This window comes from Caulobacter sp. Root343 (genome assembly GCF_001425745.1).
In the GTDB taxonomy this organism is placed as follows: Bacteria; Pseudomonadota; Alphaproteobacteria; order Caulobacterales; family Caulobacteraceae; genus Caulobacter.
The window spans coordinates 12,479-32,205 of the sequence record NZ_LMDF01000009.1; the positions used below are offsets into that span (position 1 = coordinate 12,479).

General features: G+C 68.6%; 23 protein-coding genes. 10 read left to right on the forward strand and 13 right to left on the reverse strand.

The window, feature by feature from the left end:
• Window positions 1-49: 49 nt before the first annotated feature.
• Window positions 50-604, reverse strand: coding sequence for a carboxymuconolactone decarboxylase family protein (locus ASC70_RS20050; protein ID WP_056053751.1), 555 nt, complete (start codon window positions 602-604; stop codon window positions 50-52).
• Between the two features lie 226 nt (window positions 605-830).
• Between ASC70_RS20050 and ASC70_RS20055 the strand changes: the two genes are divergently transcribed.
• On the forward strand, window positions 831-1,733 hold the full coding sequence (locus ASC70_RS20055; RefSeq protein WP_047404069.1) for a hydrogen peroxide-inducible genes activator: 903 nt from the start codon (window positions 831-833) through the stop codon (window positions 1,731-1,733).
• A gap of 214 nt (window positions 1,734-1,947) precedes the next feature.
• Here ASC70_RS20055 and ASC70_RS20060 read toward each other — a convergent pair whose 3' ends face one another.
• The 6 genes from ASC70_RS20060 to ASC70_RS20085 are packed head-to-tail and all read right to left on the reverse strand — an operon-like array spanning window position 1,948 to window position 6,081.
• Complete coding sequence (locus tag ASC70_RS20060) at window positions 1,948-2,400, reverse strand: hypothetical protein (protein ID WP_056053753.1); 453 nt, start codon at window positions 2,398-2,400, stop codon at window positions 1,948-1,950.
• Window positions 2,390-3,160, reverse strand: a complete 771-nt coding sequence (locus ASC70_RS20065; RefSeq protein WP_056053755.1) for an ABC transporter ATP-binding protein — start codon at window positions 3,158-3,160, stop codon at window positions 2,390-2,392. Before ASC70_RS20065 ends, ASC70_RS20060 begins: the two co-directional genes overlap by 11 nt.
• The gene (locus ASC70_RS20070; RefSeq protein ID WP_056053759.1) at window positions 3,157-3,966 is read right to left on the reverse strand and encodes an ABC transporter permease; all 810 of its coding nucleotides are present in this window, start codon (window positions 3,964-3,966) and stop codon (window positions 3,157-3,159) included. The genes ASC70_RS20065 and ASC70_RS20070 overlap by 4 nt, the downstream gene beginning before the upstream one ends.
• Window position 3,967: 1 nt before the next feature.
• A complete protein-coding gene (mlaD, locus tag ASC70_RS20075) occupies window positions 3,968-4,492 on the reverse strand; it encodes an outer membrane lipid asymmetry maintenance protein MlaD (protein ID WP_056053762.1) in 525 nt (174 codons plus the stop codon).
• A gap of 30 nt (window positions 4,493-4,522) precedes the next feature.
• Window positions 4,523-5,197 carry a phospholipid-binding protein MlaC gene (locus ASC70_RS20080; protein WP_056053764.1) on the reverse strand — a complete coding sequence of 225 codons (675 nt, stop codon included), beginning with the start codon at window positions 5,195-5,197 and terminating at the stop codon, window positions 4,523-4,525.
• Window positions 5,194-6,081: a VacJ family lipoprotein gene (locus ASC70_RS20085; RefSeq protein ID WP_056053767.1), complete on the reverse strand. Its 888-nt coding sequence runs from the start codon at window positions 6,079-6,081 to the stop codon at window positions 5,194-5,196. The genes ASC70_RS20080 and ASC70_RS20085 overlap by 4 nt, the downstream gene beginning before the upstream one ends.
• Window positions 6,082-6,328: 247 nt before the next feature.
• Here ASC70_RS20085 and ASC70_RS20090 point away from each other — a divergent pair, with 247 nt between their 5' ends.
• On the forward strand, window positions 6,329-6,916 hold the full coding sequence (locus tag ASC70_RS20090) for a PadR family transcriptional regulator (RefSeq protein ID WP_162247251.1): 588 nt from the start codon (window positions 6,329-6,331) through the stop codon (window positions 6,914-6,916).
• Between the two features lie 23 nt (window positions 6,917-6,939).
• Window positions 6,940-7,275 carry a DUF2218 domain-containing protein gene (locus ASC70_RS20095; protein ID WP_056053773.1) on the forward strand — a complete coding sequence of 112 codons (336 nt, stop codon included), beginning with the start codon at window positions 6,940-6,942 and terminating at the stop codon, window positions 7,273-7,275.
• A 5-nt stretch (window positions 7,276-7,280) separates the two neighbouring features.
• Here ASC70_RS20095 and ASC70_RS20100 read toward each other — a convergent pair whose 3' ends face one another.
• The 3 genes from ASC70_RS20100 to ASC70_RS20110 form a co-directional block, all read right to left on the reverse strand.
• Window positions 7,281-8,552, reverse strand: coding sequence for a family 43 glycosylhydrolase (locus tag ASC70_RS20100; protein WP_200939193.1), 1,272 nt, complete (start codon window positions 8,550-8,552; stop codon window positions 7,281-7,283).
• Between the two features lie 70 nt (window positions 8,553-8,622).
• Complete coding sequence (locus tag ASC70_RS20105) at window positions 8,623-9,708, reverse strand: GNAT family N-acetyltransferase (protein ID WP_056053777.1); 1,086 nt, start codon at window positions 9,706-9,708, stop codon at window positions 8,623-8,625.
• A gap of 97 nt (window positions 9,709-9,805) precedes the next feature.
• The gene (locus ASC70_RS20110; protein WP_056053780.1) at window positions 9,806-11,944 is read right to left on the reverse strand and encodes a prolyl oligopeptidase family protein; all 2,139 of its coding nucleotides are present in this window, start codon (window positions 11,942-11,944) and stop codon (window positions 9,806-9,808) included.
• Between the two features lie 199 nt (window positions 11,945-12,143).
• Here ASC70_RS20110 and dapF point away from each other — a divergent pair, with 199 nt between their 5' ends.
• Genes dapF through ASC70_RS20130 form a run of 4 tightly spaced genes read left to right on the forward strand, consistent with a single transcriptional unit; the run spans window position 12,144 to window position 15,783 of the window.
• Window positions 12,144-12,998: a diaminopimelate epimerase gene (dapF, locus tag ASC70_RS20115; protein WP_047404046.1), complete on the forward strand. Its 855-nt coding sequence runs from the start codon at window positions 12,144-12,146 to the stop codon at window positions 12,996-12,998.
• Window positions 12,999-13,002: 4 nt separating this feature from the next.
• Window positions 13,003-14,334: a tRNA (N(6)-L-threonylcarbamoyladenosine(37)-C(2))-methylthiotransferase MtaB gene (mtaB, locus tag ASC70_RS20120; RefSeq protein WP_056053784.1), complete on the forward strand. Its 1,332-nt coding sequence runs from the start codon at window positions 13,003-13,005 to the stop codon at window positions 14,332-14,334.
• Between the two features lie 50 nt (window positions 14,335-14,384).
• A complete protein-coding gene (locus tag ASC70_RS20125) occupies window positions 14,385-15,323 on the forward strand; it encodes an endonuclease/exonuclease/phosphatase family protein (RefSeq protein WP_235519465.1) in 939 nt (312 codons plus the stop codon).
• A 4-nt stretch (window positions 15,324-15,327) separates the two neighbouring features.
• A complete protein-coding gene (locus ASC70_RS20130; RefSeq protein ID WP_056053790.1) occupies window positions 15,328-15,783 on the forward strand; it encodes a GFA family protein in 456 nt (151 codons plus the stop codon).
• 101 nt (window positions 15,784-15,884) lie between these two features.
• Here the strand turns inward: ASC70_RS20130 and ASC70_RS20135 are convergent, their stop codons facing one another.
• Window positions 15,885-16,529 carry a trimeric intracellular cation channel family protein gene (locus tag ASC70_RS20135; RefSeq protein WP_082539528.1) on the reverse strand — a complete coding sequence of 215 codons (645 nt, stop codon included), beginning with the start codon at window positions 16,527-16,529 and terminating at the stop codon, window positions 15,885-15,887.
• A 91-nt stretch (window positions 16,530-16,620) separates the two neighbouring features.
• Here ASC70_RS20135 and ftsY point away from each other — a divergent pair, with 91 nt between their 5' ends.
• The 3 genes from ftsY (at window position 16,621) to ASC70_RS20150 (ending at window position 18,832) form a co-directional block, all read left to right on the forward strand.
• Window positions 16,621-17,562 carry a signal recognition particle-docking protein FtsY gene (ftsY, locus tag ASC70_RS20140; RefSeq protein WP_047404039.1) on the forward strand — a complete coding sequence of 314 codons (942 nt, stop codon included), beginning with the start codon at window positions 16,621-16,623 and terminating at the stop codon, window positions 17,560-17,562.
• Window positions 17,563-17,565: 3 nt separating this feature from the next.
• On the forward strand, window positions 17,566-18,174 hold the full coding sequence (locus ASC70_RS20145) for an inner membrane-spanning protein YciB (RefSeq protein WP_056053796.1): 609 nt from the start codon (window positions 17,566-17,568) through the stop codon (window positions 18,172-18,174).
• 97 nt (window positions 18,175-18,271) lie between these two features.
• The gene (locus tag ASC70_RS20150) at window positions 18,272-18,832 is read left to right on the forward strand and encodes a MarR family winged helix-turn-helix transcriptional regulator (protein ID WP_056053799.1); all 561 of its coding nucleotides are present in this window, start codon (window positions 18,272-18,274) and stop codon (window positions 18,830-18,832) included.
• Window positions 18,833-18,842: 10 nt separating this feature from the next.
• Here ASC70_RS20150 and ASC70_RS20155 read toward each other — a convergent pair whose 3' ends face one another.
• Both ASC70_RS20155 and ASC70_RS20160 read right to left on the reverse strand, forming a co-directional pair.
• The gene (locus ASC70_RS20155; protein WP_056053801.1) at window positions 18,843-19,361 is read right to left on the reverse strand and encodes a hypothetical protein; all 519 of its coding nucleotides are present in this window, start codon (window positions 19,359-19,361) and stop codon (window positions 18,843-18,845) included.
• Window positions 19,362-19,439: 78 nt separating this feature from the next.
• Complete coding sequence (locus ASC70_RS20160; RefSeq protein WP_047404033.1) at window positions 19,440-19,715, reverse strand: hypothetical protein; 276 nt, start codon at window positions 19,713-19,715, stop codon at window positions 19,440-19,442.
• Window positions 19,716-19,727: the final 12 nt, after the last annotated feature.

The window sequence follows — 19,727 nt, forward strand, 5'->3', positions numbered from 1 at the left end:
AGATGAATGTCGAGGGGCGCACGCCGTGACCGGACGTCGCGGACTGGTCTCAAACGCCCGAAAACTGGGGACGATCCAAGCTTTCGATCGCCAGCACCCGGGCGACGGCGTTCACGACCGCCGCGATACGGAGGGCGGCCTGCACCTGGACCGGTTGAACGCCCCGTGCGCGCAACGCCGCCTCGTGGTCGTCCAGACACGCGCCGCACCCGTTGATCGCCGACACCGCCACACACCAGAGCTCGTAGTCGACCGTGTCGACACGAGGATGATGCGCCAGCCGGTTCATGCGCAGGCGTGACGGCAAGGCCTTGTATTCCGGGGCTTCCATCAGGTGCAGGGCGCGGAAATAGACGTTGTTCATGGCCATGATCGCGGCCGCCGTCTTGGCCGCGTCGAAGGCCTCGGAGGACAGGCCGGCCTCGCGAGCCGCGACATTGATCGCCGCCAAAGTTTCCGGTTCGCCGACCGCGCAGGCGCTGGCGACGAAGCAGCCCCACTTGGCCTGGTCCGACAGCAGCGTCTCTTCGGCCAGGACCGAAAGATTGGTCCCGATGTCCTTGGCGTAGGCGGGCAGCTGGGCGCGCAGGGCCGCGATCGGCATGGAAAGGCTCCGTCCGTGGACCTGCGGCTTAGCATCGGGAGGCGCGTTCGTCCCGGTCCGCGCCGTGGGGAGGGGGAGACGCGGGCGGACCGGGACTGGGCTGGACGTCCGGCGGCGGTGGGGGAGAACGCCGGAACATCACCGTGCGATTTGAGTACGCTTCGCCGCCCCAGCGATCCAATCGATAGTTTTTTGCTTCTCGATAGATCGGCCCTATATAGCGGCCATGATCCTCCCGACCCTCCGCCAGCTGCAGTACCTGAAGCTCCTGTCCGAGCACGGCTCGTTCAGCCGCGCCGCCGACAGCGCCTTCGTCACCCAGCCGACCCTGTCGGCCGGCATCCAGGAGCTGGAGAAGATCCTGGGCGCGCCGGTTGTCGATCGGGCCCGTTCGGGCGTGATCCTGACCGCCGCCGGCCAGGAGGCGGTGCGGCGGGCCGAGGACATCCTGACCCGGACCGAGGATCTGGTGCAGGCCGCGCGGGGCGCGGGCCAGCCGCTGGCCGGCCGTTTCCGCCTGGGCGTGATCCCGACGGTGGCCCCCTATCTGCTGCCGCGCGCCCTGCCCGTGCTGCGCGACCGCTTTCCGAAGCTGAAGCTGTTCCTGCGCGAGGACCTGACCCAGCGCCTGATCGCGGCCTTGAAGAGCGGCGCCCTGGATGCGGCCCTGATCGCCCTGCCCTACGACATGAGCGGTCTGGACTGGGCCCATGTCGAGGATGACGAACTGCTGGCCGCCGCCCCGGCCAATCACCCGATGGCGGCCTCGACGCGGGTGGATCCCGATAGCCTGCGTGGCGAGGACCTGATCCTGCTGGAGGACGGCCATTGCCTGCGCGACCACGCCCTGGCCGCCTGCGGGCTGGAGCCGCCCAAGGGCGTCGGCGAGGAGGAGAGCTTCGCGGCCACGTCCCTGCCGACCCTGGTGCAGATGATCGGCTCGGGCCTGGGCGTCTCGTTCCTGCCGGCCATGGCGATCGAGGCGGGGCTGACCGACAAGACCGCGATCACCATCCGGCCGCTGGCCGCCGAGCATCCCAGCCGTGAGATCGTCGTGGCCTGGCGCGCGGGGTCCAGTCGCGGCGTCGAGGGCAAGCTGCTGGCGGAAACGCTGAGAGAGGCGGCTTAGGGTTTTGGGCTTCAACTCAAGGGCCCAAAAAAGCTCGCCTTCCTAGGCCTTGCGCCTAGGACCCATCGTGCAGCCGCGGAAACGTTGGACGGGCGCTCGCCCACGCTGGCGGCGGTTCTTCCGACAAGTCGCGTCCAGCCGATCCATGGGTCCTAGGCACGAGGCCTAGGAAGGCGGAGTTTTGGAATACGGCTTGGGGCTGTCCGCAGATCCGCTACCGCCCCAGCTTGGTCCGCGCGGCGATCTCGACCTTGTCGAGGCCCTTCAGGGTGTCGTTCGCCGATTCCAGCATCCGGTTGAAGGTCCGCAGGTCGGTGGTGTCGATCTTGCGGATGGCCTTCTCGCGCGACCATTCCAGGCCGATCAGCTGGCCCAGGCGGCAGGCCTTGGGCAGGACGGCGGCGCGCTCGGCCGCGCCGCCCTTGACCTCGAGCTTGCCGACGACGTCGTTCCAGTTCGGCGAGCCGGGGATGCACAGGGGCAGGTGATCGCAGGTCCCGGTCCAGAACCGCCGGTACCAGCGCTCGTGCTCGGGCGTGTCGTAGCGGTTGGGCGCAACGCCCACCAGGCTCTGGCAGTCGGCGCGGACATAGGACTGGGCCTGGGCGCTTTCCGCCACGAAAAGGCTCGCCGCCAGCAGCGCGGCCGCCGCGATCCTAGACCGCATGAGAGATCGGCCCCTCGGCGCGGCCCTCCACGAACTGGCGGACATAGGGATTGTCGGTCGTGCGCAGCTCGGCGGCCGGGCCGCGCCAGATGATCTTGCCGTCGTGCAGCATGGCGATCTCGTCGCCGATCGTCTGGGCCGAGGCCAGGTCGTGGGTGATCGACACGGCGGTCGAGCCCAGGCGACGCACCTGGTCGGAGATCAGCTGGTTGATCGCCGCGGCCGTGATCGGGTCCAGGCCCGTGGTCGGCTCGTCGAAGAACAGGATCTCCGGACGGGCGACGACGGCGCGGGCCAGGCCGGCGCGCTTCTGCATGCCGCCCGACAGCTCCGAGGGGAAGCGGTCGGCCACGGCCGGCGCCAGGCGCACCTGGTCCAGAGCCTCGATCGCCCGCTCGCGAGCTTCCTTGCGTGGCACGCCGTCGGCGTTGATCAGGCGGAAGGCGACGTTTTCCCAAACCGTCAGGCTGTCGAACAGGGCCGCGCCCTGGAACAGCACGCCGATCCGCGAGAACAGCTTGCGGCGCGCGCCTTCCGACAGGCCGACGACATTCTTGCCGTCCAGCTCGATCTTGCCGGCCTCGGGGCGCATCAGGCCCAGGGCGGTCTTGATGGTCACCGACTTGCCCTGGCCCGAGCCGCCGATGATCACCAGCGACTTGCCCGGCGCGACCGACAGGTCGAGCCCGTCCAGGACCGCGCGGCCGTCGAAGCGCTTGGTGACGCCCTTCCAAGCGAGTTTGGGAACGGCGTCGGTCATTGGGCCGCGTGGGTGAAGAAGGTGGTCAGGAGATAGTCGGAGGCGAAGATCAGGATCGCCGACGAGACCACCGCGTGCGTGGTGGCCCGGCCGACGCCGCGCGCGCCGCCCGAGGCGTTGTAGCCATGGTAGCAGCCCATCAAGGCCACGATGAAGCCGAACACCGCCGCCTTGATTAGGCCGGAGACGACGTCCCAGGCCTGCAGGAAGTCGAGGGTGTTGCGGACATAGACGGTCGGGTTGAACTCCAGCACCCGCGTGGCCACCAGCCAGCCGCCGGCCACGCCGATGGTGTCGGCGACGGCGGTCAGCAGCGGCAGCATCAGCACGCCGGCCAGCAAGCGCGGGCCCACGAGGTAACGGAACGGGTCCGTCGACAGGGTGCGCATGGCGTCGATCTGCTCGGTGGCGCGCATGGCCCCGATCTCGGCGGCGATGGCGGCCGAGACCCGTCCGGCCAGCATCAGGGCGGCCAGCACCGGCCCCAGCTCGCGGGTGATGCCCAGGGCCACGATCTGCGGCATCACCTGCTCGGCGTTGAAGCGCCCGCCGCCAGTGAAGATGTTCAGGGCCAGAGCCGCGCCGGTGAAGATGGCGGTCAGGCCCACCACCGGCAGCGAGAAGAAGCCGATGGCCACGATCTGGCGCCACAGCTGGCTCAGGAACCAGGGCGGGGTCAGGGCGGCGACGACGCCGCGCACGGCGAACACGCCCACCGACCCAACCATGCGGACGGCGGCCAGGGTCGAGCGACCCAGGACCTGAAGAGGGTTGGCGACCCGCCGGGCCGCCTCGGCCTCGGCCATGTCAGTAGCTCTCGGCCGGCTGCGTGGCCGGATTGGCCGGCGCGGGGGGCGAGGAGGCAGCCGCATCGCTCGAACCGCCGCCTTGGGGACGGATCACCGAGCCGATCAGGCCGAAGATGTCGACCGCGCCTTGGGTGTTCTCGATCTCGCCGCCCGGCTTGAGGTCGTCCAGCGAAGCGCCCGGGGCGATGGCGATGTGGGCGCCGCCCAGCAGGCCGTCGCTGGTGATCTTGGCGGTGGAATCGGCCGGCAGTTTGACGGTCGGGTCGATGCTCAGCTTGGCCACGGCCAGATAGGTCTTGGGCTCCAGGGTAACCTGCGAGACGGCGCCGACCTTGACGCCGGCCACGGTGACCGCGGCCCCGGGGGCCAGCGAGCCGGCCTCGCCGAACTTGGCGCTGATCTCGTAGTCGCCGCGCTTCATGGCCACGCCGCCCACGCTCAGCGAATAGGTCAGGAACCCCGCCGCCAGGGCGAGGACGACGACGCCCATGGCCGTCTCGGCCCATTGTTCGCGCAAGGTCATATCCCCTTTGAGTCTAGAGCCCCGGATCGCCTAGCGGCGACCCGAAGATCCCGAACCGTTCTTCTGGAGCTGATTGATCAGCACGTCGATGTTGCCGCCGGCGTTGTCGATCGTCGAGACGAAGTCCTGCTGCTGGGTGATGGCCAGCCAGATGCCCTTGAACTGCACGTCGACCACCTTCCAGTTTTGGCCGCCGCCCAGCACGCGCCAGGAGACCGGCAGGGGCTGGGTGATCTGGCCGCCGGAGATGACGGTGTTGACGATCACGTCGCCCGGCTTGCGGACGACCGAACCGGTCACCTTCAGCTGCTCGCCGCGATAGTCGTCGATGCGGCTCTGATAGACGTTTTCGGCATAGGTGCGGAAGACCGTCGCGAAGCGGGCCTTCTGATCCGGGGTGATGGTGCGGGCGTACTTGCCCAGCACGAAGTTGGTGACGCGCGGCACGTCGGCCAGCTCGTCCACCGCCTGGTGGAAGACCTGCTTCTTCTGCGCGTCGCTCATGCCCTTGTTGGCCAGGATGGTGACAACGCGCTGGGCCTTGGTCTGGACGAAGGCTTCGGCGCCCGGATCGCGAGCCTGGGCCGCGGCGAGGGCGGGGCTGGTGACGGCGAGGGCCGCGGCCCCGAAGAACGTCAAAAGCGCGGCGTTGGCGCCGCGCCGGGTGAAGGGGGTGTTTTTCATGGTCTTACCGGGGGAGGTCATGGTTTGCGGGCCGCCGCCTTGGCGGGAGTCGGGGCAGCGGGCGGCGTGTCGAAATCGGGCAGCTCTTGGGCCTCGCCGGTCGCCTCGCGAATGAAGGCCTCGCGGTACTGGCTGTAGGCCGAGCGGGTGGTGACGTAGGGATCGGCGGCGTCCTTCAGCGCATGGAAGGCCGGATCGGTTTGGGCGCGCAGGTCTATGATGGTGACGCCGGTGCGCGCCTTGCCGAAATCGGTGCTGAAACCGCCGACGAACATCGAGACGGGGTCGGTGGCGATGTCCAGCGCCCGGCCGACGCCGTCGCGGACATTCAGCGGACCCATGGCCGGCACGTAGAGATAGGCGCCGGGGCCCGCGCCCCAGACGCCGAAGGTCTGGCCGAAGTCGGCGCCGCGCGGGGGCAGGTGCATCTTGGCGGCGACGTCGAACAGGCCCAGCACGCCGACCGTCGAATTGACGACGAAGCGGGCGGTCGAGCGCATGGCCCGCTTGGGCTTGCCCTGCAGCACGTGATTCATGACCGTGTTCGGCTCGCCCAGATTATAGACGGCCGAGCTGACGCGATTGCGGATCACCTTGGGCGTGACGGCGAGATAGCCGTGGGTGACCGGCGACAGCACCACGTGGTCGAGGCCCATGTTCAGCTTGAACGAAGCGCGGTTCAGGCCCTCCAGCGGGTCGTTGGCGGGCTGGACGGACGCGTCGCCAGACGCGGCCGGCGCGGGGACCGTCGGGACCTGATCCTCGGCATGGGCGGCGGGCGCGAGCGCCAGCAAGCCGGCGGCCACGGCCATTCCGGCGGCGGCGAAACGCCGTCCGGCGGCCATCTGGCCCGGGCTTTGATCCTGGTCGCGCAAGCTCATGCTCCTGCTTCTCACAGGCGCCATGTATTCACGCCGCCTTCCGTATCAAGATTGAAACGAACTATTTCCGGTGACGCTCGTCGCGTGTTGCACGGAAGACGCTCGTCCTGAGGGGTCGGCTGCAAGGCGGTGATTCGTTCCGCGACACCAGGGCGCTCGGAGTCATCCCCCGATATCCGATACGATCAGATATATCGGAAATGGCTCTTGACGGATCCCCAATCCGATATATCTATCATTCCGATATAACGAAACAGGATCTAAAACACACATGTTTGGACGACATCAACATCACCACCGCGGCCACTGGCGCGGTCACGGCGACGAGCATCATGGCCGTCATCCGTTCGGCTTCCACGGCGGTCCGCATCATGGGGGTCCGCGCGGTCGCGGCGGCCGCATGGGCCGGTTCTTCGACCACGGCGACCTGCGCTTCGTGGTGCTCAAGCTGATCGCCGAGAAGCCCAGCCATGGCTACGAGCTGATCAAGGCCATCGAGACGGCGGCCGGCGGCGCCTACAGCCCCAGCCCGGGCGTGGTCTATCCGACCCTGACCCTGCTGGAAGAGCTGGGCTACGTCACCGCCAGCGACGCCGGCGGCGGCAAGAAGCTCTACACGATCACCCCCGAGGGCGAGACCTTCCTGGCCAGCAACGAGCAGCCGATCCGCTCGTTGTTCGAGCGGATGGCCGAAGCCGCCTCGGCCAGCGCGGCCTTCTCGCCGCAGATCCTGCGGGCTCGCGAGAACCTGAAGACGGCGCTGCGGCTGAAGCTGCACGGCGGCCAGCTGACGGCCGAGCAGATCAGCGCCATCGCCAAGGCGCTGGACGACGCCGCCACCGTCATCGAGACGATCTGACGTCGGCGACGAGAGGGACAGCCATGGAAAGCCACGCTCGCGTCGCCACCGAAAGGGCGGCCCGCTACATGATCCAGCTGGCCAAGCACTGGAGCCACAAGTTCGAGGTCCGTTACGACGAGACCTCGGCCTTGTTTCCGCTGCCGCTGGGAACCTGCCGGATGACGGCCCATCCGGACGGCCTGGACATCTCGATCGAGGCCGCCGACCTGGAAGACCTGGCCCGACTGGAGGACGTCGTGGCCAAGCACCTGGACCGCTTCGCCTTCCGCGAGGGCGAGCTGCGCTACGGCTGGACCCGCGCATGGCTGGCCGGCGGGGTTGATCCGAGCGCGATCCGGATCAACGCGGTCCACTGAAGGGCCTAGGCGAAGGGCTTGAACGGCTGGTCGGCGGAAGCGACGACGTGTCCGGCCGCGTCGAACTCCACGGCGATCAGGCCCGGTTTCTCCCGGAACGGCATCTGGTCGTCGTTGCCGAAGAAGGTCTGCCACCACCGGCCCGCCTTGTCGCGGAACAGGTTGCCGCCGCCGCCGCCCGGCGGGCCTTCATGGCGTCCGGCATAGGGTCCCAGCAGTTTGTCGGACGAGGCGAACCAGAACGAATAGCGGCCTTCGTCCTTGTTGCAGGCGCCGGCATAGTACTTGCCGTTGGCCTTGAAGAAGGTCGCGCCCTCGAAGCCGACCCGGCGCAAGGGCTGGCCGTTCTTCTTCGCCTTGGGATCGATGCCGGAGTCGTCGAACGCCAGGTCCTGCCAGTCGCCGGCGAAGTCGCTGAAATCGGGCTTGATCTCGCGGATCCGCTGGCCGGCGCCCCACGACAGATAGACCTTGCCGTCGTCGTCCTCGAACAGGGTGGAGTCGATCCCGCCCTTGATCGGCTGGTCCGACAGGACGTGGGCGTAGGGCCCTTCGGGCCGCTGGGTCGTGCTGCGCAGGACGCCGATGCCGACGCCGCTGATGCAGTGGCAGATATAGTAGTTTCCGCCGATGAAATGGATCTCTGGCGCCCACAGCGCGCGGAACGGCACGCCGGCCCGGGCGGTCCAGTTCTTCTCCCAGGTCCCGTCGCGATCGATGCTCCAGACCAGGCCCAGATAACCCCAGGTTTTCAGGTCCCGCGAACGCCAGAGCTCGACGCCGTCGTTGAAGGCCCAGCAGTTATCGCCGGTGGTGCCGGTCATATAGTAGAAGCCGTCGCCGCCCAGGCAGACGATCGTGTCGCGGATATGCACGTCCCAGATCGGACGGATGGCGGGAAGCTTGCCGCTCTCCACGGCCGTGGCCGAGTCGCCCGCACCCCACGGCGCGGTGGGATAGCGGCGCGGCTCGGGACCCTTGTAGCTCACTTCGGAGAGGCCCGAGCGCCAGCCTCCGTCCTGGGTGGCCTTGGTGACCGGCCGGCCCGCGCCGCTGACCCCGGCGAAGGGCCAGTAGTCCTTGGCGGGCGGCGGGATGACCCGGCGGCTGTTGTCCGCGCCCTCCAGCTTCGGCGTGCCCGGCTTCGGATAGGTGGGATAGAACGCCTGGGCGAAGGCGGGCCCGCCCGCCAGGCCCAGGGCGGCGGCGCTCAGTCCGGCCAGCAGCGACCTGCGATCCGGCCGGCGGCCGGCCGCCGTTGCGTCGTAGCGTTCCATGGTTCCCTCACGGCAAGTGCGTGACTCCGGCGAATATCCGGGTCGGCGGCCGTGTCAATCGAAGAGCTCGCTAGTGCAGCCCGCGCAGCAGGTCCATGCGCCGCATGGCCTTGCCGGGGATTTCCGAGATCCGGCCCAGCGGCAGGGCCTCGGCCACGCTGCGCACGCCATAGGCGGCATGTCGCACCAGGCTGGGCATCGACGCCGAGCCCAGGAAGCCGAACACCACGGTCTGGCGGGCGTTGGAGAGCTCGCGCTTGAAGCGGTAGTCGCCGGTGCCGAGGTCCAGCCGCATGTACGGCGTGCCGTCCATGCTCTTGAGGATGTCCTGGAACAGCATCAGGCCGGGCGAATAGCGCTCCAGGTCCGGATTGTGGGCGATCAGCCAGCCGTGGATCGTGTGCTCGCCGCGCAGGTGCAGGTGCACGGCCGCCAGGCGCTCGCCCAGGTGCAGGGTGTAGAGCCCGCCGCCGAAGTCCGGATCGCGCCGGGCGAAGACGTCGTTCAGCAACTTGTTGACCCAGGGCGCCTTGAACAGGTCGGTCTGGTGGGTCAGCAGCAGCTGCACGCGCTTCCAGGCGATCAGCTGGTCGAAGGCCGCGCGGCTTTCCGACATGGCGGTGAAGCGGCAGGGGCCGACCTCGCGCTCGGCCTTGCGGCGCTTCTTGTCGATGTCCTTCAGCACCCCGACGCCGGCGTCCTTACGCTCGGCGGCGTAGGCCTCGTAGCCGTCGGGAGTCTCCACGACCCAGCTGTCGACCTGGCCGCGCGCATGGCGGCCCAGGGTCTCGTCGTCGGCCATCATGTGGCAGAAGTCGATGCGATCGACGCCCAGGGCGGCCAGCAGGTCGCGCGGGTTCATCGCCACGCCCGGCGCCGAGATCAGGGCCTGGTAGTCGCACATCGGGGCGCCGACCGGCATGGCCACGTCCTGGCGGACTCGGGCCGGAAGGAAGGCCAGGGCCTCGCCTTCCGGACCGCGCTGGATCGCGACCTTGATGTCCTGGCCCTTCTCGCCCTGGGCCTTGGCCACGGCCAGGGTCCATTGCGGCGACAGGAACGGGGAATCCAGCCGGGTCTGGCCATGCTGAAGCTCAGCCCATCGCGCGATGTCGGCGGGCGTAAGGTCCAAGGCTTTGACGACTTCGATGGGCAAAACGGTGTTCCGACGGGGTGAGTCGCGGCATCGTGACGCCGATAACTTTCCTTAGGGTTGACGAGACGCTGTTATCTCAACGTCGTCGCCCGACCGCTCAATCCATGAGCTTGCGCGTCAGGTAGGTATATTCCAGCGCCTGGCGGCGGGCGGTTTCGGCCAGGTTGGCGCTGGCCGCGTGGCCGCCGTCGATGTTCTCGTAATAGAGCACCGGATAGCCTAGCTCCTCCAGCCGCGCGGCGGCCTTGCGGGCGTGGGCCGGGTGGACGCGGTCGTCCTTGGTCGAGGTCTCGATGAACACCTCGGGATATTTCCGGCCGGCCTTGAGGTTGGAATAGGGGTCGTACTTGGCGATGACCGCCCGCTCCGACGGTATGGCCGGGTCGCCATACTCGCCGACCCATGAGGCGCCGGCCCCGATCTGGCTGTAGCGGATCATGTCGAACAGCGGCACCTGCACGACGATGGCGTTGTAGAGCTCGGGCCGCTGGGTCAGGGCCACGCCCATCAGCAGGCCGCCGTTGCTGCCGCCCATGATCCCCAGGCGCCGCGGCGAGGTGATCTTGCGGGCGATCAGGTCCTGGGAGACGGCGAAGAAGTCGTCATAGGCCTTCTGGCGGTTGGCCTTCAGCGCCGCCTCGTGCCAGGCCGGGCCGAACTCGCCGCCGCCGCGGATGTTGGCGACGACATAGGTCCCGCCGCGCTCCAGCCACAGCTTGCCCATCACGCCGGAATAGCCGGGGGTCATCGACACCTGGAAGCCGCCATAAGCGTAGAGCAGGGTCGGGGCCGAGCCGTCGTATTTCACGCCCTTGGGCCGCACGACGAAGTAGGGGATCTTCACGCCGTCGGTCGAGGTCGCCTCGAACTGCTCGACCACGTGGGTCGAGGCGTCGAACCGGGCCGGCGAGGCCTTGACCTGTTCCAGTTTCAGCGAGCCGGCGTCGGCCAGCCAGTAGGTGGTCGGGGCCAGGTAGCCAGTCACGGTGACGAACAGGCGCTCGTCCGTCTCGGCGCTCGAGCCCAGGCCGATGGCGCTGTTGGCCGGCAGGTCCAGGGCCTGGGCTGTCCAGCCCTTCGGCCCGTGGCTGAAGACCTTGGCCGCGCCCTTGACGTTGTCCAGCATGCCGATGACCAGCTTGGTGCGGGTGGTCGTGACCTGTTCGACGGACTGTCTCGCGGTCGGCCGAAGAACGAGCGTCGCCACGGCCTTGTCCGGCGCGGCCTTCAGCTTGGCCAGGTCGTAGCTGATCAGGTCGCCGGTCTTGAAGCCCTTCCAGTCCTGCTCCATCAGCACGACCATCTGGCCGACGACATAGCCCTGGATCGAGCTCTTCAGCGGCAAATCGAGCTTCACGGGCTTGGCGCCCTCCAACAGGTAGGTCTCGCTTTCGAAGAAGGTGACCCCCCGATTGGCCATCACCGCCACGACCTTGCCGTCGGCGTCGCGCAGCACGAACGGGCTGACCGCGACATCGGTCTCGGTCCCCCGGAAGAGTTCCGTCGCCTGGTCCAGGGTCTGGCCTCGCTTCAAGGCCTTCAGCACATAGGCGTAGCCCGACTTGGTCAGCTCGCCCGGCTTCCACTCGCGGCCGACCAGCAGGGTGTCCTTGTCCAGCCAGGCGTAGTTCTGCTTGCCCTCGGGCAGGACGAAGCCACCCTCCACGAAGCTTTTGGTCGTGGTGTCGAATTCGCGGACGGTCACGGCGTCCTTGCCGCCGTTCGACAGGGTGACCAGGCAGCGCGTGTCCTCGGGCGGCAGACAGCTGGCGCCCTTGAACACCCAGTTGGCGTTCTCGGCCTTGGACAGGGCGTCGATGTCGAGGATCGTCTCCCAGGCCGGCTCGGCCGCGCGATAGCTGTCCAGCGTCGTCTTTCGCCAGATCCCGCGCACGTGATCCTGGTCCTGCCAGAAGTTGCGCAAGCTTCCGTCGCCGGCGAACGAGACGCCCGGCACCCGGTCCTTGGCGTTCAGGATGGCCAAAGCCTTGGCCTCGAGGTCGGCGTAGCGCGGATCGCCCTGCAGCACCGGCAGCGACCGGGCGTTCTGGGCCTTGGCCCAGTCCATGGCGCGGGTCCCCTCGATCTCCTCCATCCAGATGTACGGGTCGTCCTTGCCCAGTTCGGACAGCGGGGTGCGGACTTCAGCGGCGGGCTTGTCGGCTTCGGCGGCGATCGCGGGAGTAAAGGTCATCAGACTCGTGGAGGCGAGGAGGGCGGTCAGGAACTTACGCATCTAGGGATCCATCGGCGCGGGCGACAGGCGGCGGCCTGACGGCGGAGCGTGAGCATGGCCGGGACGGTATCGAACAATTGTCCGCGCGCCACCTCAATTCGCGGGACGCTTCGCCCCGAAAAAGCCCGATGGCGGGCCTTCATGCCCGCGTCGCCGCGTCCCCTGACTTGGCGCGGCTTTTCCACTATATAGCCACGTCATGAGCCGCACCTTCCTGAAGATGAACGGGCTCGGCAACGACTTCGTCGTCATCGAGACCGCTACGCAGACCTTTGATCCGACCCCAGAGGAGATCCGCGCGATCGCCAAACGGGGAGAGGGCGGGATCGGCTGCGACCAGGTGATCGCCATCGACCCGCCCCGGGCCGAGGGCGCGGCGGCCTATGTGCGGTTCTGGAATTCGGACGGCGAAGAGACGGGCGCTTGCGGCAATGGCACCCGCTGCGTGGCGTGGCTGCTGATGCAGTCCTCCGGCAAGGACGCCGTGGCCTTCGACACCGTCGCCGGCCGGCTTTCGGGCGTGACGGCAGGCGACAAGCTGGTCACGGTCGACATGGGCCAGCCCGGCCTCGACTGGACCCAGATCCCGCTGGCCGAGGAAATGAACACCGAGCGGGTCGAGCTGCAGGTCGGTCCGATCGACGCGCCACTGGTCCACACGCCGGTCTGCGTCTCGATGGGCAATCCGCACGTGGTGTTCTTCGTCGACGCCCCGGTCAGCGACGCCTTCGCCACCGGCACGGGCAGCCTGGTCGAGCACCACCCGCTGTTCCCGGAAGGCGTCAACGTCGGCTTCGCCCACATCGCCGCCCGTGACCACATCCAACTGAAGGTCTGGGAGCGCGGCGCGGGCCTGACCCTGGCCTGCGGCACCGGCGCCTGCGCCGCCCAGGTCGCCGCCGTCCGTCGCGGCCTGACCGACCGCAAGGCTCGGGTCGAGTTCGAGAGCGGCTCGCTCGTGATCGAATGGCGCGAGAGCGACGGTCACGTGATCATGACGGGCCCGATCACCATGGAATACGCCGGCAAGCTGCCGGAGCTGGTCGCCGCTTAAGGCCATGGGGACCTACACCGTCATCGCGGCGACGCCGAAGCCCAAGCCCGAGATTGGGGAGGAGGGCGGTCCGGCCGTCGTTTCCTCCGGCCCGGACGGCGTCGACGTCGTCACCTTCGGCTGCCGGCTGAACGCCTATGAGAGCGAGGCCATCCGCGCGCGCGCCGCGGCCGACGGCCTGGCCGACGCGGTAGTGTTCAACACCTGCGCCGTGACCAACGAGGCCGTGCGCCAGGCGCGCCAGGCGATCCGCAAGGCCCGCCGCGAGCGGCCGGACGCCCGGCTGATCGTCACCGGCTGCGCCGCCCAGATCGACCCGGCCGCCTTCGCCGCCATGCCCGAGGTCGACCTCGTGCTGGGCAATGCCGAGAAGGCCGCGCCCGGAGCCCTGCTCGACACCTCCACCCGCGTGCGGGTCAACGACATCATGTCGATCAAGGAGACCGCCGGTCACCTGATCGACGGCCTCAAGGACCGGGCGCGTGCCTATGTCGAGGTCCAGAACGGCTGCGACCACCGCTGCACCTTCTGCATCATCCCCTATGGCCGCGGAAACTCGCGCTCGGCCCCGGCCGGCGAAGTCGTCGAGCAGGTCCGCAAGCTGGCCGCCGAGGGCTATCGCGAAGTGGTGCTGACCGGCGTCGACGTCACCTCGTGGGGCGCCGACCTGCCGGGGCAACCCACGCTGGGCCAACTGGTCGGACGGATCCTGCGCATGGTCCCGGACCTGCCGCGCCTGCGCCTGTCGTCGATCGACGCGGCCGAGATCGATCCCGACCTATTCAGGCTGCTCGAGACCGAGCCGCGCCTGATGCCCTACCTGCACCTGTCCTTGCAGGCCGGCGACAACATGATCCTCAAGCGCATGAAGCGCCGCCATAGCCGCGAGGACGCCCTGAAGCTGGTGTCCGAGGTGCGCCGCGTGCGCCCCGACACCGCCTTCGGCGCCGACCTGATCGCCGGCTTCCCGACCGAGACCGAGGAGGCGTTCGAGAACACCCTGAAGCTGGTCGAGGAGGCGGGTCTCGCCTTCCTGCACGTCTTCCCCTACAGCGCCCGGCCCGGAACGCCCGCCGCGCGGATGCCGCCGGTCAAGGGACCGCTGATCAAGGACCGCGCCCGCCGCCTGCGCGAAGCCGGCCAGCGCGGCCTGGAGCGCCACCTGCAGCGCCAGGTCGGCCGCACCCTGTCAGGCCTGGTCGAACGCGAGGGCGTGGCGCGGGCCGACGACTTCACCGAAATCCGTTTCGAGGGCGAGGCGCCCTTGGGCCAGATCGTCGCCTTCACTGTGACGGGCCACGATGGCGCGCACGTCCTGGCGGAGCGAGCCGCCTGAGCCGGCAGGCTTTCGCCTCCGCGCTTGTGGCGCTGGCCTTGGTGGCCGGCGTGCCGGCGCACGCTGACGACGTCGCGGCTTCGCCCAAATCCGTGACGCTCAGCGTGATGACCTACAATGTCGAGGGCCTGCCGTGGCCGGTCCGCAGCGGTCGCGGGACAGCGCTGAAACAGATCGGCCACGAGCTGGCCGCCATGCGCGCCAAGGGCCAGGCGCCCGACGTCGTGCTGATCCAGGAAGGCTTCCGCGACGAGGTCTGGGACCTGATCGACGAGAGCGGCTATCCGTTCGTCGCCCGGGGACCGCGCAAGGGCCAGCGCGATCCGAACTATTTCACCAAAGGTGAGCGTCCGGACTTCCGGCGCGTGAAGTACCGCCGCAAGGGCGAGGGCTTGGGCAAGTGGGGTTCCAGCGGCCTGTGGGTGCTGTCCGATCATCCGATCGAATGGGTCAAGTCGCACGCCTATCGCTACTGCGCCGGGCTCGACTGCCTGGCCAACAAGGGCGTGATGCTGGCGGCGATCCAGGTTCCCGGCCTGCCGGTCCCGGTCGAGATCGCCGACACCCACCTCAATTCCAAGGGCGCCTCGGGCGTGCCGCGCAGCCGGGCGACGGCCGCCCACCACCTGCAGGCCGACGAGCTGAAGCGCTTCATGCAGGCGGACCGCACGCCGGGCGCGCCGCTGATCGTCGGCGGTGACTTCAACATCATGCACTCGGCCGACCGCTTCGACCACGTGATGAGCGACTATCCGTTCGAGGTGGTCAGCCGCTGGTGCCACGAGCGGCCCAAGACCTGCGACACCCAGATCTCGTACGACGGCGACGCCCCTTGGCTGGACACCCAGGACCTGATTGGCTTCCTCAGCGGCGACGCGGTCGAGGTGATCCCGGTCGCGGTCGAGGCCACGTTCGATGGCGCGGGCGAGCCGGTGCTGTCGGACCACGACGGCTACAAGGTGACCTTCAGGCTGACACCCAGGGAGTAGGGCGATGGGCCAGGATCGGAATGGATTGAGTGGCGGCTGCCAGTGCGGCGCGGTGCGGTTCCGGGTCGAGGGCGAACCTCAGCGGGCTTCGATCTGCTGGTGCCGAATGTGCCAGAAGGCCTTCGCGGGGCCGTTCGGGGCGCTGGTGACCGTCAATGTCGACCAGCTGACCTGGACGCGGGGCCAGCGCTCGACCTTCCAGAGCTCGGACAAGATCCAGCGCGGCTTCTGCGCCGCCTGCGGCACGCCGCTGACCTATGAGTGGAGCGACGATCGCATCGACCTGGCGGTGTTCGCGTTCGATGATCCGTCGGCGGTGGAGCCGGCGGTGCAATTGGAGCCGGACAGCCGACCGGCGTGGATGGATCACCTCGCGGAGATGCCGGTGCGCCCGGCGCTGGGGCCGAGTGGGGCGGTGGTGTCGCGGCAGCATCCGGATTTCGATACTCCCCCCACCTGACCTGCTTCGCAGGTCGTCCGCCCCCAAAGGCGGGCGGAAGGTTGGTCCTTCTTCCCCCTCCGGGGGAGGAGCGCCGAAGGCGCGGAGGGGGCAAGTGATCGCTATTCGGCGCTGGTCTCGTCTCCCCCAGCGAACCCCGGCAAGCTCCACCCCAGTTTCAACGCGCACGCCCGCAACCCGAAGGCCGCCACGAACCCCGCGATCCCCGCCGGCCAGAACGGCGCGCCCAGCAGCTGCAGCACCGCGAACACCCCCGCGCCCAGCAGGGCCGCGGTGATGTAGATCTCGCGGCGCAGCAGCAGGTTCGGCTCCTCGGCCAGCACGTCGCGGATCACGCCGCCGAACGCGGTGGTCAGGACACCCATCACCACCGCGCTGAACGGATGGACGCCCAGGCTGAGCGCCTTGGCCGTGCCGACCACGGCGTAGGCGGCCATGCCCAGGGCGTCCAGCCACAGCAAGGCCCGGAACCGCCAGCCGCGCTTGCCCAGCAGCCAGACCACCGTGGCGGCGGCCAGGCAGGCCAGGATGTAGCCGGGCCGCTGCACCCAGAACACCGGCGCGCCGATCAGCAGGTCGCGCAGGGTCCCGCCGCCCACCCCGGTGATCGCCGCGAAGAATCCGAAGGTGATGATGTCGTGCTTGCGCCGAGCCGCCGCGAGGGCGCCCGTTGCCCCGAAAACCGCCGCGGCGGCGTAGTCGAGCCAGAAAAGCGCGGTTCCGAGGGGGTCCAGGTGCACGTCCATGCCCGTACATGCCATGACAGCCCCGCGTCCGTGAACCATGGCGCGGTAATATCCGATTTACACTTTCGCCCGTTCGACTAAAGGGGCGCGGATGAGCGACAAGCCCGAGCAGAAAAAAGGCTGGTTCCAGCGCCTGACGTCCGGCCTGACCCGGTCCTCCCAGCAGATGACCGAGCAGGTCACGGGGGTCTTCACCAAGAGGCCCCTGGACCAGGAGCAGCTGGACGCGCTGGAAGAGATGCTGATCGAGGCCGACCTCGGCCCGCAGATCGCCGCCCGCATCACCGAAGCCTTCGGCAAGGCGCGCTTCGGCAAGTCGTCCAGCGACGACGAGGTCAAAGAGGCCCTGGCCGAGCTGATCGCCGCCGAGCTGGCCGACCGCCAGGGCAGCTTCGACCCGCTGGCCGGCCCGCGCCCCTATGTGGTGCTGTTCATCGGCGTCAACGGCTCGGGCAAGACCACCACCCTGGGCAAGATCGCCGCTGACCTGACCGAGAAGGGCGCCCGCGTGCTGATCGCCGCCGGCGACACCTTCCGCGCCGCCGCCGTCGAGCAGCTGAAGGTCTGGGCCGACCGGGCCGGGGCCGACTTCATGGCCAAGCCCACGGGCTCGGACGCCGCCGCCCTGGCCTACGAGGCCGTCGAGCGCGCCAAGGCCGAGCACTACGACGTCGTGCTGATCGACACCGCCGGCCGTCTGCAGAACAAGCAGGGCCTGATGGACGAGCTGCTCAAGGTCATCCGCGTGGTGAAGAAGGTCGATCCCGACTATCCGCACGAGACCCTCCTCGTGCTGGACGCTACCGTCGGCCGCAACGCCCTGGCCCAGGAGAAGATCTTCGGCAACCAGGTCGGCGTCTCCGGAATTGTCATGACCAAGTTGGACGGCACCGCGCGCGGCGGGGTGCTGGTGCCGGTGGCCCGCGCCTCCGACAGTCCGATCAAGCTGATCGGGGTGGGCGAGGGGGTCGAGGACCTGCAACCGTTCGACGCCCGCGCCTTCTCGCGCTCCCTCGTCGGCCTGAAGGACTGATCCGTGAACGAACTGGTCGAGGCTCCGAAGAAGAACAACGGCTGGGTGCGGACGGTCGTCGACTACGGCGCGGCGATCGCGTTCGGCGCGGCCTATTTCATCACCAAGGACTTCCAGAAGGCGACCTGGGTGCTGGTGGCCGCCTCGGCCGCGGCCCTGGCGATCGGCTTCGCGGTCGAGCGCCGCCTGGCCCTGCTGCCTCTGTTCTTCGGCGGCATGGCCCTGATCTTCGGGACCCTGGGCCTGGTGTTCCACTCCGACGTGTTCGTGAAGATCAAGGTCACGGTGATCAACCTGGCCCTGGCCGGCTTCCTGTTCGGCGGCGTGCTGACCGGACGCCAGCCGCTGAAGCTGATCATGGGCGAGGCCCTGCACCTGCCCGACGCCGCCTGGCGGACCCTGACCCTGCGCTATGGCGGCTATTTCGGCGTGGTCGCGGTGCTGAACGAGATCGTCCGCAACACACAAGGCACCGACACCTGGGTGAAGTTCCGCCTCGGCCTGCTGCCTCTGGCGCTGGTCTTTGTCGCCACCCAGCTGCCGTTCATGATCAAGCACATGGCCAAGGGCGACGAGCCCGCCGCCGTGGAGCCTCCGGACGCCGGCTTCTAGTTTCCACCGTCCACGGACCGTTGTCGTCAAACCGACGTGTTCCGGTGCTAGCCTTTGTCCGTCGGCCGAGCGACGGCCGCGCGGACAGGGGGCGAGCATGGCCAAGAGCAAGGGCGACAAGGCGGTCGGGGGCTTGCTGGAGCGTTCGCCCAGCCATCTCCTTCATCGGGTCCTGCAACTGGCCCTCGACATCTATGCCGAAGAGTGCGGCGAGGCGGGGGTCACCCAGCGCCAGTTCGCCGTGCTGGCCGCCGTGGCCGAGAACGAAGGCGTCACCCAGACGGCCCTGGTCCGGGCCACCGGTATCGACCGTTCGACCCTGGCCGACATGGTCGCCCGGATGATCACCAAGGGCCACCTGGAGCGCCAGCGTTCCAGCGAGGACGCCCGCGCCAACAGCGTCCGCCTGACCGACGCCGGCCGCGAGGCGCTGGAGGCCATCCGTCCGATGGTGTCGATGGCCGACGCCCGCATCCTGGCCCTGCTCAAGCCTGGTAAGCGCGAGGGCTTCCTCGACCTGCTCTCCGACATGGCCGGCGCCGAGCTGCACCCGGCCGAGGCCGAGTCCAAGCCGAAGAAGGCCAAGGCGCCGAAGGCCGAGAAGGTGAAGAAGGAAAAGAAGCCCAAGAAGGACAAGGCCGCCAAGAAGGCGGCCTGATCCCCGAGGCTCAGGGCGCTTCGCGGAACCGCCGCAGGGGCGAGAGCCGCGAGCGCAGTCGCGCCACCGAAATGCACCAGGTCTCCGCGACCGGATGGATGAGATCGAAACCCAGGCCGCTATAGGCCTCGTGGTTGATGCCCGATTGCACGCCGACATAGTGGCAATCGGCCGTTTCGGCGATCCGCAGCACTTCGCGCAGCATGGCCGAGCCTATGCCTCTGGCGGTGTTCTCGTAGTGGCTGTGGAAGTCGGTGATGATCAGAATGCGAGGCAAGGCGCCGCCAGGGGTGATGGGCTGGTAGAGATAGGGCGCGTCGGTCGCTGGCGGCGGAATGTAGAAGCTGCCCGCATTGCCGACAAAATAGGTGATCGTGCCCATCTCGGTCGCCGCGTTGTGCATCAGCCCCAGGGTCGTGGAATTGTTCCCGAAGGCGGTGGGAACCATCTGCCCCGGTGGCGCGAGGGGGCGGCGGGTCAGAACGTAGTGGCGGGTGTATTGCTGATAGAAACGGTCGGTGTTGGTCATGACGGTCCCTCCAGTCCAGGCCGTCAGATCCTAGAACCTTCGCCGAAAGCAATCCATGGTTGTTTTTGGGGCGGAGCCTCAGACCACGATGTTCAGCAGCGAGCCCGGGCGCAGGATCTTCTGCGGCTGGGTGTCGGGCTGCACGAACGGCTTCTGCGGGGCCGGGCGCTGCTGGGGCTGGGCCAGGGTCTGCATCTGCACGGTCGACGGCGCGGCGGCCGGGCGGGCCGGGGCCGTGTCGGTCAGGGCCGCCTGGAAGAAGGCCGCGCGCGTCTGGGCGCCCGGACCCGTGGCGGGGGTCGAGGCGGGCTTGGACGGTGCGGACGGCCAACCGGCGGGACGGACGGTGCTCATGACTCGAAGTCT

Coding starts and splice junctions, on each gene's coding strand:
- ASC70_RS20130 (WP_056053790.1), top strand. CDS start 15,328: ATGGGCCAGGATCGGAATGGATTGAGTGGCGGCTGCCAGTGCGGCGCG.
- ASC70_RS20055 (WP_047404069.1), top strand. CDS start 831: ATGATCCTCCCGACCCTCCGCCAGCTGCAGTACCTGAAGCTCCTGTCC.
- dapF (WP_047404046.1), top strand. CDS start 12,144: ATGAGCCGCACCTTCCTGAAGATGAACGGGCTCGGCAACGACTTCGTC.
- ASC70_RS20085 (WP_056053767.1), bottom strand. CDS start 6,081: ATGGCGCCTGTGAGAAGCAGGAGCATGAGCTTGCGCGACCAGGATCAA.
- ftsY (WP_047404039.1), top strand. CDS start 16,621: ATGAGCGACAAGCCCGAGCAGAAAAAAGGCTGGTTCCAGCGCCTGACG.
- ASC70_RS20090 (WP_162247251.1), top strand. CDS start 6,329: ATGTTTGGACGACATCAACATCACCACCGCGGCCACTGGCGCGGTCAC.
- ASC70_RS20150 (WP_056053799.1), top strand. CDS start 18,272: ATGGCCAAGAGCAAGGGCGACAAGGCGGTCGGGGGCTTGCTGGAGCGT.
- ASC70_RS20160 (WP_047404033.1), bottom strand. CDS start 19,715: ATGAGCACCGTCCGTCCCGCCGGTTGGCCGTCCGCACCGTCCAAGCCC.
- mtaB (WP_056053784.1), top strand. CDS start 13,003: ATGGGGACCTACACCGTCATCGCGGCGACGCCGAAGCCCAAGCCCGAG.
- ASC70_RS20135 (WP_082539528.1), bottom strand. CDS start 16,529: ATGGACGTGCACCTGGACCCCCTCGGAACCGCGCTTTTCTGGCTCGAC.
- mlaD (WP_056053762.1), bottom strand. CDS start 4,492: ATGACCTTGCGCGAACAATGGGCCGAGACGGCCATGGGCGTCGTCGTC.
- ASC70_RS20080 (WP_056053764.1), bottom strand. CDS start 5,197: ATGACCTCCCCCGGTAAGACCATGAAAAACACCCCCTTCACCCGGCGC.
- ASC70_RS20050 (WP_056053751.1), bottom strand. CDS start 604: ATGCCGATCGCGGCCCTGCGCGCCCAGCTGCCCGCCTACGCCAAGGAC.
- ASC70_RS20100 (WP_200939193.1), bottom strand. CDS start 8,552: ATGGAACGCTACGACGCAACGGCGGCCGGCCGCCGGCCGGATCGCAGG.
- ASC70_RS20070 (WP_056053759.1), bottom strand. CDS start 3,966: ATGGCCGAGGCCGAGGCGGCCCGGCGGGTCGCCAACCCTCTTCAGGTC.
- ASC70_RS20110 (WP_056053780.1), bottom strand. CDS start 11,944: ATGCGTAAGTTCCTGACCGCCCTCCTCGCCTCCACGAGTCTGATGACC.
- ASC70_RS20060 (WP_056053753.1), bottom strand. CDS start 2,400: ATGCGGTCTAGGATCGCGGCGGCCGCGCTGCTGGCGGCGAGCCTTTTC.
- ASC70_RS20155 (WP_056053801.1), bottom strand. CDS start 19,361: ATGACCAACACCGACCGTTTCTATCAGCAATACACCCGCCACTACGTT.
- ASC70_RS20095 (WP_056053773.1), top strand. CDS start 6,940: ATGGAAAGCCACGCTCGCGTCGCCACCGAAAGGGCGGCCCGCTACATG.
- ASC70_RS20065 (WP_056053755.1), bottom strand. CDS start 3,160: ATGACCGACGCCGTTCCCAAACTCGCTTGGAAGGGCGTCACCAAGCGC.